Genomic DNA, 17,423 nt, shown 5'->3' on the forward strand with positions numbered 1-17,423 from the left:
CTTATCGACATTTACCGCCGCACTGGTCGCAAGTCGGCGGTTTTCGCGTTATTAAGGAGACTATTATGTCTAGCGATTACACAGTCAGCGCCAAAGCGCGCGCAGATGTAGGGAAAGGTGCGAGCCGCCGCCTACGTCGTCTGGAAAGTGAAGTACCGGCTATTGTTTACGGTGGCGAAAACGCACCGCAAATGATCAGCATTTTGCACAAAGACCTCCTGTGGTTCTTAGAAGATGAAGCGTTCTTCACTTCTGTAGTTACTCTGGACATCGATGGCAAGCAAGAATCAGTTGTACTTAAAGATCTTCAGCGTCACCCCGCTAAGCTAAAAATACTGCACGCTGACTTTTTGCGTGTTGATGCCAACACTAAAATTACCCTGCACGTACCGCTGCACTTCATAAACGAAGATACCTGCGTTGGCGTGAAAACTCAGGGCGGCAACATCACTCATGCTGCTACTGATATTGAAATCCAGTGTTTGCCTAAAGACTTGCCTGAGTTCATCGAAGTGGACATGGCGCTTGTCGAAACTGGCACTACCCTGCACATCTCTGACCTAACACTACCTGCAGGTGTAGAAAGCCCTGCTTTAGCACTAGGTGAAGATCACGATTTGGCTATCGCAACTGTACACGCGCCACGCGGCGGCAGTGACACTGGCGAAGACGGCGAAGTCGCATCAGACGAAGAGTAAGCTGACGGCCTTTCGGGGCCAACAGTAACAGGCGCTCCATTGGAAACGATAAAACTGATAGTTGGGCTGGCTAATCCCGGCCCGCAATATCACGATACACGTCACAATGCGGGCGCTTGGTTTGTTTCAGAGCTAGCCCGGCAACAAGGCTGCACGCTCACTAGCGAAGCCCGTTTCTTTGGCGACACCGCCAGAATTCACTACCACGGCCACGACTTGCGCCTACTTATCCCCACTACGTTTATGAATCGCAGCGGACAAGCTATCGCGGCGCTAGCCAATTTTTACAAAATTTCGCCAGAAGCCATACTCGTCGCCCACGACGAACTGGACATTCCGCCCGGCACAGCTCGCTATAAAAACGGTGGCGGCCACGGCGGTCACAACGGCCTGCGCGACACCATCGCTCAACTAGGCAACAATAGTCATTTTCATAGACTCAGAGTCGGCATAGGCCATCCCGGTCACGCATCTCAGGTCACCAATTACGTACTTGGCAAGCCGCCGGCAGAAGAACGAATCAGCATCGATCGCTGCATAGACGAAGCACTGCGTACCCTAGAAGACGCGGTACGCGGAGACTGGGCCAAAGCCATGAATAAATTGCACAGCTACAAACAAGGGTAACAACACATGGGATTTAACTGCGGTATCGTCGGACTGCCCAACGTCGGCAAGTCTACCCTCTTCAATGCACTCACCAACGCTGGCATTGACGCGGCCAATTTCCCGTTCTGCACCATTGAGCCAAATTCTGGCATCGTGATGGTGCCGGACCCTCGCCTGCAGGCACTCGCCGAGATCGTAAAACCAGAGCGTGTACTGCCCGCGACCATGGAATTCGTCGACATCGCAGGACTTGTTGCTGGCGCCTCAAAAGGCGAAGGTCTCGGCAACAAATTTCTCGCCAATATCCGCGAAACCGACGCCATTGCCCACGTGGTGCGCTGCTTTGACAACGACAACATCATTCACGTTGCCAATAAAATCGACCCCGCAGCCGACATCGACATTATCAATACCGAGCTGGCATTGGCTGATATGGAAAGTATCGACAAACAGTTACAAAAAGTAGTTCGCGTTGCACGAAGTGGCGACAAAGAAGCCACTGCACTCAAAAACCTCTTTGAAAAATTACTTGCTCACCTCGACCAAGGCAAACCTGTTCGCTCCTTAGAACTAGATAGCGACGAGATGGCGCGCACCCGCACGCTACACCTACTCACCATCAAGCCCACCATGTACATCGCCAACGTCAACGAAGATGGCTTTGAGAACAACCCACACCTAGATGTCGTTCTGGCCATCGCCGCCGAAGACGGCGCAATCGTGGTACCAATATGCAATAAACTCGAATCTGAAATTGCCGAATTAGATCAAGAGGAAAAACAAGAATTCCTCACTGACCTCGGCATGGAAGAAGCCGGCCTAGACCGCGTTATCCGCGCTGGCTATCAACTACTTGGCCTACAAACCTACTTCACGGCAGGCGTAAAAGAAGTTCGCGCCTGGACAATCCCCGTCGGCGCCACCGCGCCACAATCCGCAGGGGTTATTCACACCGACTTTGAAAAAGGCTTCATCCGGGCCGAAGTTATCGCCTACAACGACTACATTCAGTACAAAGGCGAACAAGGCACAAAAGACGCCGGAAAATGGCGTTTGGAGGGCAAAGACTACGTTGTAAAAGACGGCGATGTCGTCCATTTCCGCTTCAATGTATAAGCCGAGCTGATCGGCGCTTGACAAGGTGCGCCGATCCTTGGAAAATGCGCGCCTTCTCTCGATAGAGAGACTGTGGCAAGGTAGCTCAGTTGGTTAGAGCACAACACTCATAATGTTGGGGTCGGCGGTTCGAATCCGCCCCTTGCTACCATTATTCGAAGAAACCACCTTACGGTGGTTTTTTTTCGCCCCAAGTAAAGCACTCCACACTCAACGGGTGGATGAGAACCGCCGCGCGGTTCGATAAAATGCGGCCAGCATTTTAGACGGCGATAGCCGCCCAACGGGGCAATAACAGGCCCAAGCCTGTTATTGATCAATCCGCTATACGCCTCACCACCACTATTCGAAGAGTCCACCTACGGATGTTTTTTTTCGCCCCAAGTAAAGCACTCCACACTCAGCGGGTGAATGAGAACCGCCGCGCGGTTCGATAAAATGCGACCAACATTTTAGACGGCAACAGCCGCCCGAAGGGGCAATAGCAGGCCAAAGCCTGCTATTGATCAATCCACAGCCCGTCCCTTGCTACCATTATCCAAAAAAACCACCATTTCAAACAGAACCACCACCAAACAAACTCACACCCCAAGCAATTTGCGACTAATATCCTATCAACACACCAAGTTTAAAATGACACGTAGCCACTTATAAAACCAATAGCTTACCGAGTGACCCAACTTCAGCGACAGCCAATACAGGAACAACAAATGTCATCTAATGCTTTCCAGCGCATCTATCAAACTCTCGGCCTGACAGGTGACCAAGAGCCCCGTGACCCGACAAACCCGCCGCAAAGAAATCCGCCATCGCCGCTCCCCACTTTCGTCAACTTCATTCGCTCGCGCTTTAGCCTGATAAATCAGCCCCCAAAGGCTGAAGAGATAGCTGCAGCGTTTACACGACGCCTAGAAACCGCACTACAGGATCTAGATAAACAATTAGCCAGTTGCGACCTTTTTACCTTGCCGGCCGGCTCACACGAATGGACGGATACAGGTATTAGCCTGGCGGCGGGTGAGTCAGTAACACTAATGGGAGATGGCGGCCTTTACCTGTCGCGACGGCTCGACGTCGTCATTGGCGCAAACTTTGGCCTGTGGTATCGAATCGTTAAGCAGGATGGCACGGGATATATCAATACGCTTCCTCTGGGCGGCGCTATTGTTACCGCGGAACACGGCGGCACATTAGAACTCATTGCGGCGGTACCGGGTGAGTTTGGTGATTCACAGGGCGGATTTGATCCGAGCATGGCAAGCTTGCAGGTTAACGGACAGTTTGCCGTCGCCGTCCTACGCTGGCGGGCGGATACAGAGAAATCTTTAACTACGGCTGCAACTGCCGACGAAGATTTGTTTGGGCCAGTACTAGCGCGCTTTAAAGAGCCTATTCGGCCCCCGAAAGGCTGGCACTATTTATGGCGTTTAGGCGAAAGTGAAATATACCAAGAGAAAGAAGATGTACTGTGTTGTACCACACATGCTAATGGCGGAATCTTGCAGTACCCAGTAAATATGGCGCTGAACAGCGATTTAGTCTTTAACTGGCAATGGTGTGTTGACGCTTTACCATCTAAATTAGCCGAGCATATTCAACCCACACATGACTACCTGTCTATCGCAATAGAGTTCGACAATGGCCTTGATCTTACCTATATGTGGAGCAGCAACCTCGACGTAGATACTATATTTCAGTGCCCGCTGCCATGGTGGGATAAGCGCGAAACCCATTGGGTTCTGCGAAACAATCCTACAGATTTAGGACGCTGGCTCAATGAATCTCGTAATGTCCTCGCGGACTACCAACGCGCCATTGGCGGGCCATTACCCGAAAAAGTAGTTGGTGTGTGGCTGATTGCTAATTCAGCCTTCCAACGAGGCGAAGGACATTGCCGCTATCGCAAGATAAAATTACAAAATGAACAAGGCACAAAAATCATCTACAGCTAACAAAACCTTTCCGGCGGCCAAAGCCGCCTAACCTGCCTCACAACTGCACATCAGGCATATGTTTAACCCTATTTAGGCTTTCTGATCACAAGTTTTCCGCACAAAATAGTAAATTACGCTAATATTCCTTCATACTTAGTGACTTACTGCGCTAACCTAAGAATATATATAATCTGTTGGCTACCTTTGCCCAGCAGAACTGCCTAAGAGATAGAGGACATCCGTTATGAAGGTCTTGTTTCGTGCCTGCCTATTAATGTTTGCAGTATTTTTATTTGTCGGCTGCGGAGGCGGAAGCGGTGATGGGCCGAGCTTAACGCCAAGTGATAACACGAACTCATCTGGCGATAACGGAAGTGACGGGGGCACAGGCGCGGTTACTGAACCAACGGTGATTCGCTTTGGCTCATTCTCTGCTGGCACTTTTACGGCAGGACAAATCGCAACAAATAAAACCAGTTTAGATGCCGGCCAAAGTGCGTCACTAACCGTTTCATTTATTGATCAAAATAACAGCCCCATAACAGACACAACGGATATATTGTTCACTTCACCATGCGCAAGCTCAGGTTTGTCAGAATTTGATTCAACAATCGCAAGTAACACGACCGGCACAGTCAGCGTGACCTATGCTACTCGTGGATGCGACGGCGCGGATATTGTGACCGCGCAAACCAGCCTAAACGGTACTACTTTTACAGCTACCGTTACTTTACAAACGGTTCCAGCACCTCTCGGCTCAATTAGTTTTGTATCGGCAACTCCGCAGATAATCGGTATCAAAGGCTCTGGCGCAATTCCTGAACAATCAGTTGTCAGTTTCTTAGTTACTAACTCGTCCGGTGGGCCAGTACCCAATCAAGACGTAAGCTTTGTCCTAAATAACACCACTGGCGGCATAACGCTCAGCAACAGCTCTGACACGTCAGACGCAACCGGCATGGTCAGCACCACTGTCGCATCTGGAAGTATAGCCTCAAGCGTACGCGTTACAGCGACAGCGATTCGCGACGGTATTACCAGCTCGGCGCAATCAAGTGCACTGGCAATCACAACCGGCATACCAGACCAAGATAGCTTTTCATTGAGTGCGACCTCATTAAATATAGAAGGATTGAAGCGAGACGGAATTCAAACGACCTTAACTCTGCGTGCAGCAGACAGATATAACAACCCCGTGCCGGATGGAACAGCTATTGTCTTCCAAGCTGAGGGCGCTTCAGTACAGGGCAGCTGCACAACCGCTGGCGGAGCATGTTCGGTAATAATGACATCGCAAGAACCACGCCCAAGCAATGGTCGGGTGACTATTTTGGCAAGCGCCATAGGCGAAGAAAGCTTTAATGACGCAAACCCTTCAAATGGACGCTATGACGATGCCGAGCCCTTTACAGATTTAGGTGAGGCGTTCCGCGATGATAATGAAAATGGTGTATATGATTCACCGAACGAACCTTACTTAGATTTCAATAACAACAATACAAGAGACTCAGCAAGTGGCGTATATGAAGGACTACTTTGCAATGGGCCTAGTAAATGTAATACCAATCAATCGACAATTAATATTAGTAGCAATATAGTCATTGTACTCTCCGGCTCTAGTTTTTTTATCAATGTCCAACCTGCTGCAATTAGCCTCGATGCCGGCACGCAAACTGTCTTAGTCAGCATTCAAGACGAAAACGGGCAATTTCCAACAGGGGGCACAACGGTTAGTGTATCCACTGACCAAGGCAGCATCGTAGGCCCTAGCTCCGAAACAATAGCTTCAACGAACGAGCCAGGCCCCGCCGTATTTGCATTTCAGATAAAACCGGGCACCGCCGTTGGTACCGGAACATTTAGAGTAACTGTCACTACACCTGCTGGCTTTATTTCACGGGGAACAGCGAACGTTACTCAGACTGTAGTTCCTTAAAGCTACCCTACCGAGCATTTGGCGGATATTTTCCCCGCCAAATGCCTCAACAATTTGCGACCCGTAAAAGCTATTTGAACCCCACGAATAGTCATTCATCAGCCTTATAAACTTCGTGACGGCATCATGAACTCCACGGCACAATCACTACCACCGACACAATCTTCTCTGTGATAAAATACCCACCCATAAAAGACACTGCACAACCCCATGACCAAACACGACGCCATCTACGCCCAACCCCAAGTCAACCTCCCGCGCTTCGCCTTTGACGAGCACGTCGTTGAGGTATTTCCCGACATGATTCAGAGGTCGGTACCGGGCTACGCAACCATCATCGCCATGACCGGCGTTATGGCTGGTCGATACGCGCAAAGCGGTAGTAATTGCTACGATCTTGGTAGCTCACTCGGCGCAAGCACCTTGGCGATGGCGCGGGAAATCGGTGAGCGCGATTGCCAGATTATCGGGGTAGATAATTCGCAAGCTATGATCGATCGCTGCAAAGACTATATTGCTGACATACCTCAATCTATTTCGCTTCGCTGCGAAAGCATCCAAGACACAGCCATCGAAAACGCGTCGGTAGTCGTTCTTAATTTCACCCTGCAATTTGTACCGGCCAGCGAGCGCGCCGCACTCATTAAAAAAATTAGCGATGCCATGCGCCCCAGCGGCATTTTAATACTGTCAGAAAAAATCGTGTTTTTAGATCCACACCTTCAAGAGCTCAACACCGACCTGCACCACGCGTTTAAACGCGCCAATGGTTATAGTGAGCTGGAAGTTGCTCAAAAGCGCAGTGCGCTTGAAGATGTTTTAGTACCGGAGTCATTGCAACAGCACCAGCAGCGTCTTCGCGACGCCGGATTCAGCAGCATCGACGTCTGGTTCCAATGTTTTAATTTTGCCTCTCTCGTTGCCATCAAATGATCGATTACCACGCTTTTCTGAACAAACTCAGCCAGCATCCAGAACTAGCGCAGTGGCGCGAAACGCTACCGCAGCAAATAGCAGAAGGCTTAAATGAAGCTCGCTATGGCGACTTACCGCGCTGGAAAAACGCACTTGCCGCCCTGCCAGACATTACTCCGAACACCCGAACACTGAATGCCTCGCGAGTCGGCGCTGATGGCAATATCACCGACAATCAGCGCGAGCAACTACACGACGCACTCAAAGGTCTGCACCCTTGGCGAAAAGGTCCTTACGAGCTCTTTGGCGTGCACATCGACACCGAGTGGCGCTCAGACTGGAAATGGGATCGCCTTAAAGATGCGATCGCTCCGCTGAATGGACGCACCGTATTAGATGTCGGCTGCGGCAGTGGCTACCACTGCTGGCGTATGCGAGGTGCCGGTGCCGACTTAGTTGTCGGCATCGACCCGACACCCTTGTTTGTGACGCAATATTTTGCGCTGCAAAAATACCTGCAGGACGACAGTGTCGCGGTGCTGCCAATGGGTATTGAGCACCTACCGGAAAAACTGCAGGCCTTCGACACCACATTCTCAATGGGTATTCTCTACCATCGTCGCTCGCCCTTCGATCATCTTTTTGCGCTGCGAGACAGCCTGCGCAGTGGCGGACAACTGGTGTTAGAAACACTGGTGATTGAAGGCAAAGAGGGCGAAGTTCTCGTCCCCGAGGGACGCTATAGCAAAATGGGAAATGTGTGGTTTATTCCTACCGTCGCTACATTGGAAGGCTGGCTTAAAAAGGCCGGATTTACATCTCCGACGCTCGTAGACGTCAGCACAACCACCACCGACGAACAGCGCAGCACAGAGTGGATGAGCTTTCACTCCCTTGCCGAATTTCTTAACACTGACAACCCAGATCAAACTGTCGAGGGCTACCCCGCGCCGCGACGTGCTACTTTCATTGCCGAAAAACCATAACACGTCCACAAAACTGACAATAGAATTCGACTTTTCAAGCAGTTAGCATAAAATCAACGGCACAAAAAGGGACTTTTGTGCTATGTTTGTAACATATTTTGGTATGACTACGCGCAGAAAATATTAAGAACGGGCGCAACGGATTAAAGCATGCTGCAAACTGGTACCGGACTTCTAGCTGACCGCCTGAAATCACAGTCGAGACTGTGGCTTGGCGATCACCTGTACCGCTACTTTGAGCGACTAGAAGACAATTTTCACCGCCGCTCGCTGACCGCAACTGATCCAGCAGAGCAAATCGAATTACTAGCACAGCAAATCGCGGTAAAGCAGGGACAGGACGAAGCCTTCCGGCTTTTCGCCGACCATATTAATAGCGCTTTCAATACCAAACGCGCCTATGAATTAGGTAGCACACCTGACTTAGACCGACTTGCCCAGCGACTTGAAAGATTACCTAATGACTACGTCCAGCACGAAAAGCCGCAACTCAGTTACTTTTGCCGCGCTATATCACCCATAACAGTGCTAGCTGGTTTCCAACAAATTTTAGTGCCGTTAAAACTGGAGGCGGCTCACCGCCACCAAGCACTGACCATGTTCCAAGGCTTAGTCATTCAAGAATTAAGCAAACTCTATGACGCATTGTTAGAGTCGCTGCCGATAGAAAACCAGACCCAAAACTTAGAGGGCTGGATCAGTCACATAAAACAGCAACTCCTAGAGAAAAACCTCTCTACCCAAGAACGTGCGCTGACAGAAACTCGACTGAATCGGCTATTAAAACTGCACTCTAACAACAGTAGCCAGCCCCTTAGCTCAGCCGTTTTCGACCCCAGTGACAGCGAGTTACTTGAAGCCGCCGCTATCATTTTTCATCAGTTACCCACCCGCCGACGCTTATCATCGGGAATTCTCGCGTCGCTGAATACACTGCAGACCAGTGTCAGCACATTGGCCTTGCGTGATCGCAGCACGTATCTGCACCCGCTGCATCCAGCCAGACAAGTCTGCCGGCAAATCATTAGCACCCTTGGCCACTGGGATGACGCCCCACCGGCGCAGCGCCAGCAATTTGAAACCGAACTCAAGGCCATCGTAAGAACATTTACAGACCACGATATTAGCGCGAATCAATTTTCTAACGTACGCGAAAAAGTAGATGCCTGCTGCCAGCATTTGCTACAAACCATAAAGTTCAACGACAAGCGGAATCTGAATGCTGAGGTCGGCCAAAAGCGCCTCACCCGCTTGCGTCGAAAAGTACACGAAATGCTAGACGCAAAAATCAGCGGCATTGAACTGCCTGTTAGCATCGACAATATGCTCTACGGCCCAATGACGACCATTATTCTTTACCACTGGCTGCGCCACGGCAGCAACAGTGGACCACTGCGCCGCAGCCTACAGCTAATCGATGACATCCTCTGGTATATACAGCCCCACTCAGACTGGACTGAGCTGCGCCGCGCCAAGGCCATGAGTAAAGATATCGAAAAGGATCTGAGCGACGGCCTACAGCGCATCAACTACGGCTATCACGCCACCCAAACCCTTATTGAAGAACTCCACCAACTGCGCTTAATCGCGTCAGGTCGCAGCACCAGCATCAGCCAACCAGACGCCAAACGTTAGGCAAATCTGCGTTAGTGGGTGTTGATATATATGAAAACTAGGTATAATTTGCCGCCCGCATGTCTGGCTATCACGGCCTAACGCGCCCAATTTCAACACGTTCAATCGCGCTACAGCGATCACGCATTAAGGTGATGACTTTGCAACTCGACCAAGCAACTACCGAACAACTGCGCGAATGGGAAGCTTCCCTAAGCCTAGAGTATCAGCAGTTTAAAGCCTCTGGCCTTAATTTAGACCTCACTCGCGGCAAACCTAGCGCACAGCAACTTTCTTTGTCAGACAGTATTAATGAAATCTTAGGCAACGACCTAAGCAACGAAAGCAATACCGATCTGCGCAACTACGGTGGCCTAGATGGCATTCCTGAGTGTAAGCGCCTATTCGCTGGCGTACTTGGTGTAAAACAAGACGAAACCTTGATTGGCGGCAATAGCAGCCTGACTTTGATGTATATGGCCGCGCAGTTCGGTCTGCATCAGGGCTTTGGCGACCTAGCAAAAAGCTGGAGCAGCGAAGGCGGCGCGGTTAAGTTTCTGGCCCCGGTTCCCGGCTATGACCGCCACTTTGCTGTTTGCGAGCACCTAGGCATTGAGCTTGTTACCGTTGCCTTAAATGACGACGGCCCAGACATGGACGCGGTAGAGCAGCTGTTAAAAAACGACCCATCAATCAAAGGCATCTGGTGTGTACCCCGCTTCAGCAACCCTACCGGTACAGTTTATTCGGATCAAGTTGTTGAGCGAATTGCCCAACTCGGCAAAATCGCCAGCAGTAACTTCCGCGTTTTTTGGGATAACGCCTACGCCGTTCACAGCCTAAGCGACGATGCACCAGAACTCGCCAACCTGATGGACAGCTGCCGTAAACACGGCACCGAAGACAGCGTTTACTTGTTTGGCTCCACCTCAAAAATCACCTATGCAGGTGCAGGCGTGGCATTCGCCGGTATGTCTAAGGGCAACTTAAAGGCCTTTACCCATCACCTAGGCATGTCGCAAATCGGCCCAGATAAAATCAACCAACTCCGCCACGTTCGTTTGCTTAAAGACGCGGACGGGATTACCGAACACATGCGTGAACACGCAGCAGTGCTTAAGCCACGGTTTGATATCGTACTAAAACATTTGCGTGACGGTCTTGGCGACACAGGTATGGCAAGCTGGACCGAGCCCCAGGGCGGTTACTTTGTATCCTTCGACACCCTGCCAGGCCTGGCAAAAGACGTGGTGAAATTAGCTGCAGACGCGGGCGTTAAACTCACGCCCGCTGGCGCCACATTCCCGTACGGCAAAGATCCCGCCAACAGCAATATTCGTATTGCGCCGAGTGTGCCCAGCCTAGAAGAGATTGACCGCGCCATGGCAGTCTTTGTGACTTGCGTAAAACTAGCCTCGGTAAAACAACGCCTAAGCTAATCGCTATGCAGTAACGCAAAAAAGGGGTGCCAATTGGCACCCCTTTTTTATTCGCAAAACCTTGCTTTTTGATGCTGTAAAACTTACTCGCTGTCTGGTGAACGGGTAATAGGACGACCCGGCACGCTGGGGAAATGGCGCACATTGCTGCCACCCTCGGCATCAACGATTTTACCCGTGCCCTCTTTTTCTACCTCATCAATGCGCACAATAGAATGCATTGGAATATAGCTTCGGGTGACGCCACTAAATTCGTTTTTCAGCTTTTCTTCGCCCGGATTAACCACAATCTGGCTTTGCTCGCCGAACACAAATTCCTCAATTTCTATAAAACCATACATGTCGCTTTGGTATATTGCGCGCGCATAAAGCTCATAAACTTTGCTGTTGTTGAGAAAAATGACTTTATAAATAGGAACTTGGGCCATAGTCTTTCCATTGTCTCTGGTACTGCTGCAGGGCACTTTGCTAGATTGTAATACACCGGAAAACCGGGCCGCGGATCATAGCATAAATTTGCCAAATCCACCGCACTTCTGGGTTTTAGCGCGCATTTTCGCTATAATGCCTGCCCAATTTTATTAGCAGCCTGTTTGCGCCTTATGCCTGAAGAACTCACATCAAACACCGCAAGTCCAGCATCGGTAACCGCGACCCCAATCGCCGCTGAACAGCCCAAAAAGCTATTCATCAAGACCCATGGCTGCCAAATGAACGAGTATGATTCTTCGCGCATTCAAGACTTACTCGGCGTAAGTCATGGCCTTGTGCTCACCGACGACCCCAAAGAGGCCGACGTACTGCTTCTGAACACCTGCTCAATTCGTGAAAAGGCGCAGGAAAAAGTCTTTCACCAACTCGGCCGCTGGAAAAAACTAAAAGACAAAAACCCCAACATCAAGATTGGGGTTGGTGGCTGCGTTGCCAGCCAAGAAGGCAGCGATATTGGCAAGCGCGCGCCCTATGTTGATCTTATTTTTGGGCCGCAAACTCTCCACCGCGTGCCCGACATGCTCGATGCCAAAAAACTAGATGGACCGATCATTGTTGACGTTACCTTCCCTGAAATCGAGAAATTCGACTCGCTACCAGAACCCAGCGTCGACGGCCCGAGCGCCTTTGTCTCAATTATGGAAGGCTGCTCCAAATACTGCACATTCTGCGTGGTGCCCTACACCAGAGGCGAAGAAGTCAGCCGCCCCTTTGAGGACGTCATTGTTGAAGTTTCTCAACTTGCCGCCAAAGGCGTCCGCGAAGTAAATTTACTCGGCCAAAACGTGAACGCCTATCGCGGCGAAAATCACGAAGGCGAAATCATCGACTTCGCCGAGCTTATTCACTTTGTCGCCCAAGTTGAGGGTATCGACCGAATTCGCTACACCACGTCTCATCCGGTCGAATTTAGCGAAGCGCTTATACAAGCCTATGCCACCGTGCCTGAATTAGTCGACCACTTACATTTGCCCGTTCAACACGGCAGTGATCGCATTTTGGCGGCCATGAAACGCGGTCACACCGCCGACGAATACCGCGCAAAAATCGCCAAACTCAAAACCATTCGCCCAAACATAAGCCTGTCTTCAGATTTCATTATCGGCTTCCCCGGCGAAACCGACGACGACTTCAATAACACCATGCAACTTATAAAAGACATCGGCTTCGACCATTCTTTTAGTTTCATCTACAGCGCCCGCCCAGGCACACCGGCAGCCCAATTACCTGATGACACATCAGAGGATGTGAAAAAGGAAAGACTGGCAATCCTGCAGCAGCATATTTTACAAAATGCCGCTCGCATCAGCCGTCAGATGGTAGGAACACAGCAACGCATTCTGGTTACCGGCGTATCTCGCAAAGATCCGGGCGAACTTCAGGGACGTACCGAGAACAATCGGGTCGTTAACTTTCCATGTTTAGACCAAGGCGTTATCGGTCAATTTGTCGACGTTGATATTTTGCAAGCCTACGCCAACTCATTGCGCGGCGAGCTTTGCGACACTGGCAAAGCAATAGCGTAATTTTTGCAAACCCATTTACGCCGCCCTGCGGCATTCGGTGAATCATTGACTGCACAAGACATACAGCGCGTTCTTACACTTGAACCCAACGACAGCCGCTTGCTGGCTGACCTTTGCGGTCACCTCGATGCCAATCTCAAATTAATCGAACGACGCCTACAGGTTCGCATCGCCGCGCGAGGCAATACCTTTCAAATCAACGGTCAGGCCAATGCGGTCGATGACGCGGTGCAGCTAATCAAGCACCTCTACAACGAGAGCCAAAACGGCAGCACCCTCAATACCGAAACCGTACACCTGCACCTGCAGGAATCTGGTATAGAGCAACTTAGTCGTCCCGTGAGCAGCGACGATGTGCCGGTGGTCATTCAAACCAAGAAAGCCAGCATAAAGCCCCGCGGCAAAAACCAACAACTTTATGTAAAAGCCATTCAAAACTGCGACATCAATTTTGGCATTGGCCCCGCTGGAACCGGCAAAACCTATCTCGCGGTAGCCTGTGCAGTCGAAGCCTTAATTTCAAATGAAGTGCAGCGTATTCTCCTCGTTAGGCCCGCCGTAGAAGCGGGCGAAAAGTTGGGCTTTTTACCCGGTGATCTGGCGCAAAAAATAGACCCGTATCTGCGCCCGCTTTATGACGCGCTCTATGAAATGCTCGGCGTAGAAACGGTGACCAAGCTGATTGAGCGTAATATCATTGAAATCGCTCCGCTGGCCTATATGCGCGGCCGAACCCTCAATGATTCCTACATCATTCTAGACGAAGCGCAAAATACAACCCGGGAACAGATGAAAATGTTCCTAACTCGAATTGGTTTTGGGTCCACCGCCGTGATTACCGGCGACGCCACCCAGATAGATTTACCTCGCGGCACCCCCTCTGGACTCGTTCACGTCATGAAGGTTCTGAGCGACATCGAAGGTATCAGCATGACCCATTTTGCTGCCAAAGATGTAGTCCGCCACCCTCTGGTTCAGCGCATCGTAGAAGCCTATGCCGCGTTTGAAGCCGCGAACGACGCACCGCGATGACCGCCGCCGTCGAGCTGGAACTCGATTTACAAATTGCCTGCGACGCCGCCAATCTGCCCACTGAAGAACACTTTGCGCTATGGGCGAAAACAGCACTTCAGGGGCTGAGAGATGAAGCTGAACTCAGTATTCGCCTCGTCGACGAGGCCGAAAGCTCTGAATTAAATATGCAGTATCGGCAAAAATCCGGGCCGACCAATGTATTATCGTTTCCTGCGGATCTGCCACCCGAGTTAGAATTACCCCTGCTTGGCGATCTTGCGATCTGCAAACAAGTGGTTGAGCGTGAAGCCAATGAACAGCACAAAGCCTGCCTAGACCACTGGGCGCATATGGTAATTCACGGTACACTTCATCTGCTCGGCTACGATCACATTGACGATGACGAAGCAGAAGAGATGGAAGCGCTGGAAATTGCGCTCTTAAAAACACTGGAAATCAGTAACCCCTATACCCCTATTTTGTGAGGACAGCACCCAAAACCATGAGCGAAGATCGATCTAGCAACGATCCAAGTGATAAATCTTGGATCGAGAAAATAGCCCATGCTTTTTCATCTGAACCCAAAACACGGGAAGATCTGTTTGAATTGCTTGCTGTCGCCAAACAGAACGAAGTCATAGATGATGACGCGATAAGTATTGTGGAAGGCGCCATGCATATCAGCGATATGCAGGCTAGGGAAATCATGGTTCCCCGCCCACAAATGGTGGTGCTCAAAGCAGACCAGCCCCTCAGCGAATTACTCCCCATTATTATCGACACCGGTCACTCCCGCTACCCTGTCATCGGCGACACCCTAGATAATGTACTGGGCATTTTACTATCCAAAGATTTGCTGCCGCTGCTGTGGAAGTTTGAAAACAGTGCCGACATCGATATTCGCGACATCCTGCGTCCTGCCACGTTAGTACCAGAGAGCAAGCGTTTGAACGTGTTATTGCGCGACTTTCGTGAAAAGCGCCACCATATGGCGGTGGTCATTGACGAATACGGCGGCGCAGCTGGACTCATCACCATCGAAGACATTCTCGAACAAATCGTCGGTGAAATTGAAGACGAGTACGACGAAGACGACGATCTGCCAATTCGCAAAATTGCTGACAACGATTTTGTCGTGCAAGCACTAACGCCCATCGACGACTTTAACGACTACTTCAACGCCAAATTTAGCGACGATGAATTCGACACCATTGGCGGCTTGCTGCTCAAAGCCTTTGGACATTTGCCTAGTCGCAACGAAATAACGCGACTCGAAGATTACGAATTCAAAGTGGTAAACGCCGACAATCGGCAAATTCATCTACTTCGTATGCGCAAACTCGGCGAAAGCTAAGAAGTAATTTATCCCCTCAGGGCGGGAAATCTCCCGCCCCTTGAACTTACGCCTCAATTACGGTCTACAATGACCTTAAGTACCGCGTATTTTTCCCAGCGTAGAGGCCCCTATGCCCACCCCAACACTAGACACACTCAATAAAATCGCCAGCACATTTATAGAATACAGCGCCCTGCTGTTCCTTCTCGCCCTCGGTCTAGGTGCCGTGTATCTGGTGTATATCTACATCAGCGACATCACCCAAACACAACATGCGATACGGCGTAACTACCCTGTCATTGGACGTTTCCGCTATATCTTCGAACACCTCGGTGAGTTTTTCCGCCAATATTTTTTTGCGATGGATCGAGAAGAACTGCCCTTTAACCGCTCACAGCGTTCTTGGGTCTACCGCGCAGCTAAAAACATCGACACCACTATTGCTTTTGGATCGACCCGACCACTGACCCAAAGCAATGAAATGCTATTTATGAACTGCCTGTTTCCCACACTAAGCCAAGACGCAGCCCCCACCCACGCAGTGACCATAGGCGAGGGTTTTGCCAAACACCCCTATACCAGCTCCGCTATTTTCAACATCTCGGGTATGAGTTTTGGCGCCATTTCCAAACCTGCGATTCGCGCCCTTAGCGCAGGTGCCAAGGAAGCAGGCATTTGGCTAAACACCGGCGAAGGCGGACTGTCGCCCTATCATTTAGAAGCGGGTTGCGACATTGTCTTTCAAATAGGCACCGCAAAATACGGCGTTCGCGATAACGAGGGCAATCTAAGCGAGGAAAAACTCAAAGCCATTGCCGCGCACCAACAGGTGCGGATGATAGAGATTAAACTGAGCCAAGGCGCCAAACCCGGTAAAGGCGGCATTCTTCCCGGTGGCAAGGTCACCGAAGAAGTCGCAAAAATTCGCGGTATTGAAATCGGCAAAGACTCGATCAGCCCCAACGGACACACCGACATCCACAATATCGACGAACTCCTCGATATGGTAGTTAGAATTCGTGAGATCACCGGTAAACCCGTCGGTTTTAAAGTGGTAATCGGGTTTTCGGAGTGGCTGGACGAACTAGGCGAAACCATCCATCGGCGCGGTCTAAAATACGCGCCGGACTTTATTACCATCGACAGCGCCGATGGCGGCACCGGCGCCGCGCCACAGAGTTTGATGGACTATGTCGGCCTGCCGATTCGGCGCAGCCTGCCCCTCGTAGTCGACAAGCTGAATGAATACAATTTACGCAAGCGCATCAAAGTAATCGCCTCCGGAAAAATGATCAACCCGGCTGAGGCTGCGTGGGCATTGTGCGTTGGCGCTGATTTTATTGTGAGCGCCCGTGGTTTTATGTTTGCTCTTGGCTGCATTCAGGCGCTGCAATGCAATAAGAATACCTGCCCCACTGGCATCACCACCCACGACCCTGAACTACAACGCGGTTTGGTGCCTTCGGACAAGGCCACCCGCGTTAAAAATTACGCCCTAAACTTAATGCATGAAGTGGGTGTTATCGCCCATTCCTGTGGCGTAAAAGAAGCCCGCGGACTAACACGCAGACATGTCTATCTCATCGACAACAGCGGCAGTCCTGAGCCTCTCACTGACCGCTTCCCAGAGAAAACGCCCAAACCCGAATACATTATTGCCAGCACCGCTGACAACGTCGATCACCCCGAGGAAAGCAAGCCCCAAGCAGCAATTCCCATTAACATGAATAAAGACGCTCGTCCGCGCTAATTCACATATTTGCGCTAGCTCCCAGCGGAGGCCGTCGCTACACTAGGCCTCCGTCATA

General features: G+C 50.7%; 15 protein-coding genes and 1 tRNA gene. 15 read left to right on the forward strand and 1 reads right to left on the reverse strand.

Annotation, left to right across the window (positions count from 1 at the left end; translation table 11 throughout):
* Positions 1-65: 65 nt before the first annotated feature.
* From O9X78_RS01525 to O9X78_RS01570, 10 genes are all read left to right on the forward strand, one after another.
* On the forward strand, positions 66-698 hold the full coding sequence (locus O9X78_RS01525; protein WP_269617829.1) for a 50S ribosomal protein L25/general stress protein Ctc: 633 nt from the start codon (positions 66-68) through the stop codon (positions 696-698).
* 39 nt (positions 699-737) lie between these two features.
* Complete coding sequence (gene pth / locus O9X78_RS01530) at positions 738-1,325, forward strand: aminoacyl-tRNA hydrolase (RefSeq protein ID WP_269617830.1); 588 nt, start codon at positions 738-740, stop codon at positions 1,323-1,325.
* Positions 1,326-1,331: 6 nt separating this feature from the next.
* Positions 1,332-2,423 (forward strand): redox-regulated ATPase YchF, encoded by a 1,092-nt coding sequence (ychF, locus tag O9X78_RS01535; protein WP_269617831.1) that lies wholly within the window; start codon positions 1,332-1,334, stop codon positions 2,421-2,423.
* A gap of 74 nt (positions 2,424-2,497) precedes the next feature.
* Positions 2,498-2,574: transfer RNA gene (locus O9X78_RS01540), tRNA-Met, on the forward strand.
* A gap of 559 nt (positions 2,575-3,133) precedes the next feature.
* On the forward strand, positions 3,134-4,375 hold the full coding sequence (locus O9X78_RS01545; protein WP_269617832.1) for a DUF3047 domain-containing protein: 1,242 nt from the start codon (positions 3,134-3,136) through the stop codon (positions 4,373-4,375).
* A gap of 226 nt (positions 4,376-4,601) precedes the next feature.
* On the forward strand, positions 4,602-6,293 hold the full coding sequence (locus tag O9X78_RS01550) for a hypothetical protein (RefSeq protein ID WP_269617833.1): 1,692 nt from the start codon (positions 4,602-4,604) through the stop codon (positions 6,291-6,293).
* Between the two features lie 210 nt (positions 6,294-6,503).
* On the forward strand, positions 6,504-7,226 hold the full coding sequence (cmoA, locus tag O9X78_RS01555; protein ID WP_269617834.1) for a carboxy-S-adenosyl-L-methionine synthase CmoA: 723 nt from the start codon (positions 6,504-6,506) through the stop codon (positions 7,224-7,226).
* Entirely contained in the window at positions 7,223-8,194 is a 972-nt protein-coding gene (gene cmoB / locus O9X78_RS01560) for a tRNA 5-methoxyuridine(34)/uridine 5-oxyacetic acid(34) synthase CmoB (RefSeq protein ID WP_269617835.1), read from the forward strand. Before cmoA ends, cmoB begins: the two co-directional genes overlap by 4 nt.
* Before the next feature lie 150 nt (positions 8,195-8,344).
* A complete protein-coding gene (locus O9X78_RS01565) occupies positions 8,345-9,829 on the forward strand; it encodes a DUF1631 family protein (RefSeq protein WP_269617836.1) in 1,485 nt (494 codons plus the stop codon).
* A gap of 140 nt (positions 9,830-9,969) precedes the next feature.
* On the forward strand, positions 9,970-11,247 hold the full coding sequence (locus tag O9X78_RS01570) for an aspartate aminotransferase type Ic (RefSeq protein WP_269617837.1): 1,278 nt from the start codon (positions 9,970-9,972) through the stop codon (positions 11,245-11,247).
* 83 nt (positions 11,248-11,330) lie between these two features.
* On the opposite strand, the gene O9X78_RS01575 is transcribed toward O9X78_RS01570, so the two are convergent.
* Positions 11,331-11,675, reverse strand: coding sequence for a DUF1820 family protein (locus tag O9X78_RS01575; RefSeq protein WP_269617838.1), 345 nt, complete (start codon positions 11,673-11,675; stop codon positions 11,331-11,333).
* A 174-nt stretch (positions 11,676-11,849) separates the two neighbouring features.
* On the opposite strand from O9X78_RS01575, the gene miaB reads away from it, so the two are divergent.
* The 5 genes from miaB (at position 11,850) to O9X78_RS01600 (ending at position 17,365) form a co-directional block, all read left to right on the forward strand.
* Positions 11,850-13,265 carry a tRNA (N6-isopentenyl adenosine(37)-C2)-methylthiotransferase MiaB gene (gene miaB / locus O9X78_RS01580; protein WP_269617839.1) on the forward strand — a complete coding sequence of 472 codons (1,416 nt, stop codon included), beginning with the start codon at positions 11,850-11,852 and terminating at the stop codon, positions 13,263-13,265.
* 45 nt (positions 13,266-13,310) lie between these two features.
* Positions 13,311-14,297 (forward strand): PhoH family protein, encoded by a 987-nt coding sequence (locus O9X78_RS01585; protein WP_269617931.1) that lies wholly within the window; start codon positions 13,311-13,313, stop codon positions 14,295-14,297.
* On the forward strand, positions 14,294-14,764 hold the full coding sequence (ybeY, locus tag O9X78_RS01590; RefSeq protein ID WP_269617840.1) for an rRNA maturation RNase YbeY: 471 nt from the start codon (positions 14,294-14,296) through the stop codon (positions 14,762-14,764). Before O9X78_RS01585 ends, ybeY begins: the two co-directional genes overlap by 4 nt.
* Before the next feature lie 17 nt (positions 14,765-14,781).
* Positions 14,782-15,633, forward strand: a complete 852-nt coding sequence (locus O9X78_RS01595) for a CorC family transporter (protein WP_269617841.1) — start codon at positions 14,782-14,784, stop codon at positions 15,631-15,633.
* A gap of 112 nt (positions 15,634-15,745) precedes the next feature.
* On the forward strand, positions 15,746-17,365 hold the full coding sequence (locus O9X78_RS01600) for an FMN-binding glutamate synthase family protein (RefSeq protein ID WP_269617842.1): 1,620 nt from the start codon (positions 15,746-15,748) through the stop codon (positions 17,363-17,365).
* The last annotated feature ends 58 nt before the right edge of the window (positions 17,366-17,423 follow it).

The sequence above is a fragment of the Zhongshania aquatica genome (genome assembly GCF_027257955.1).
In the GTDB taxonomy this organism is placed as follows: Bacteria; Pseudomonadota; Gammaproteobacteria; order Pseudomonadales; family Spongiibacteraceae; genus Spongiibacter; species Spongiibacter aquatica.

What these genes read in the sequence shown, in the direction of transcription:
- O9X78_RS01525 (WP_269617829.1), top strand. Translation starts at nt 66, where the DNA reads ATGTCTAGCGATTACACAGTCAGCGCCAAAGCGCGCGCAGATGTAGGG.
- ychF (WP_269617831.1), top strand. Translation starts at nt 1,332, where the DNA reads ATGGGATTTAACTGCGGTATCGTCGGACTGCCCAACGTCGGCAAGTCT.
- O9X78_RS01545 (WP_269617832.1), top strand. Translation starts at nt 3,134, where the DNA reads ATGTCATCTAATGCTTTCCAGCGCATCTATCAAACTCTCGGCCTGACA.
- O9X78_RS01550 (WP_269617833.1), top strand. Translation starts at nt 4,602, where the DNA reads ATGAAGGTCTTGTTTCGTGCCTGCCTATTAATGTTTGCAGTATTTTTA.
- cmoA (WP_269617834.1), top strand. Translation starts at nt 6,504, where the DNA reads ATGACCAAACACGACGCCATCTACGCCCAACCCCAAGTCAACCTCCCG.
- cmoB (WP_269617835.1), top strand. Translation starts at nt 7,223, where the DNA reads ATGATCGATTACCACGCTTTTCTGAACAAACTCAGCCAGCATCCAGAA.
- O9X78_RS01565 (WP_269617836.1), top strand. Translation starts at nt 8,345, where the DNA reads ATGCTGCAAACTGGTACCGGACTTCTAGCTGACCGCCTGAAATCACAG.
- O9X78_RS01575 (WP_269617838.1), bottom strand. Translation starts at nt 11,675, where the DNA reads ATGGCCCAAGTTCCTATTTATAAAGTCATTTTTCTCAACAACAGCAAA.
- miaB (WP_269617839.1), top strand. Translation starts at nt 11,850, where the DNA reads ATGCCTGAAGAACTCACATCAAACACCGCAAGTCCAGCATCGGTAACC.
- ybeY (WP_269617840.1), top strand. Translation starts at nt 14,294, where the DNA reads ATGACCGCCGCCGTCGAGCTGGAACTCGATTTACAAATTGCCTGCGAC.
- O9X78_RS01595 (WP_269617841.1), top strand. Translation starts at nt 14,782, where the DNA reads ATGAGCGAAGATCGATCTAGCAACGATCCAAGTGATAAATCTTGGATC.
- O9X78_RS01600 (WP_269617842.1), top strand. Translation starts at nt 15,746, where the DNA reads ATGCCCACCCCAACACTAGACACACTCAATAAAATCGCCAGCACATTT.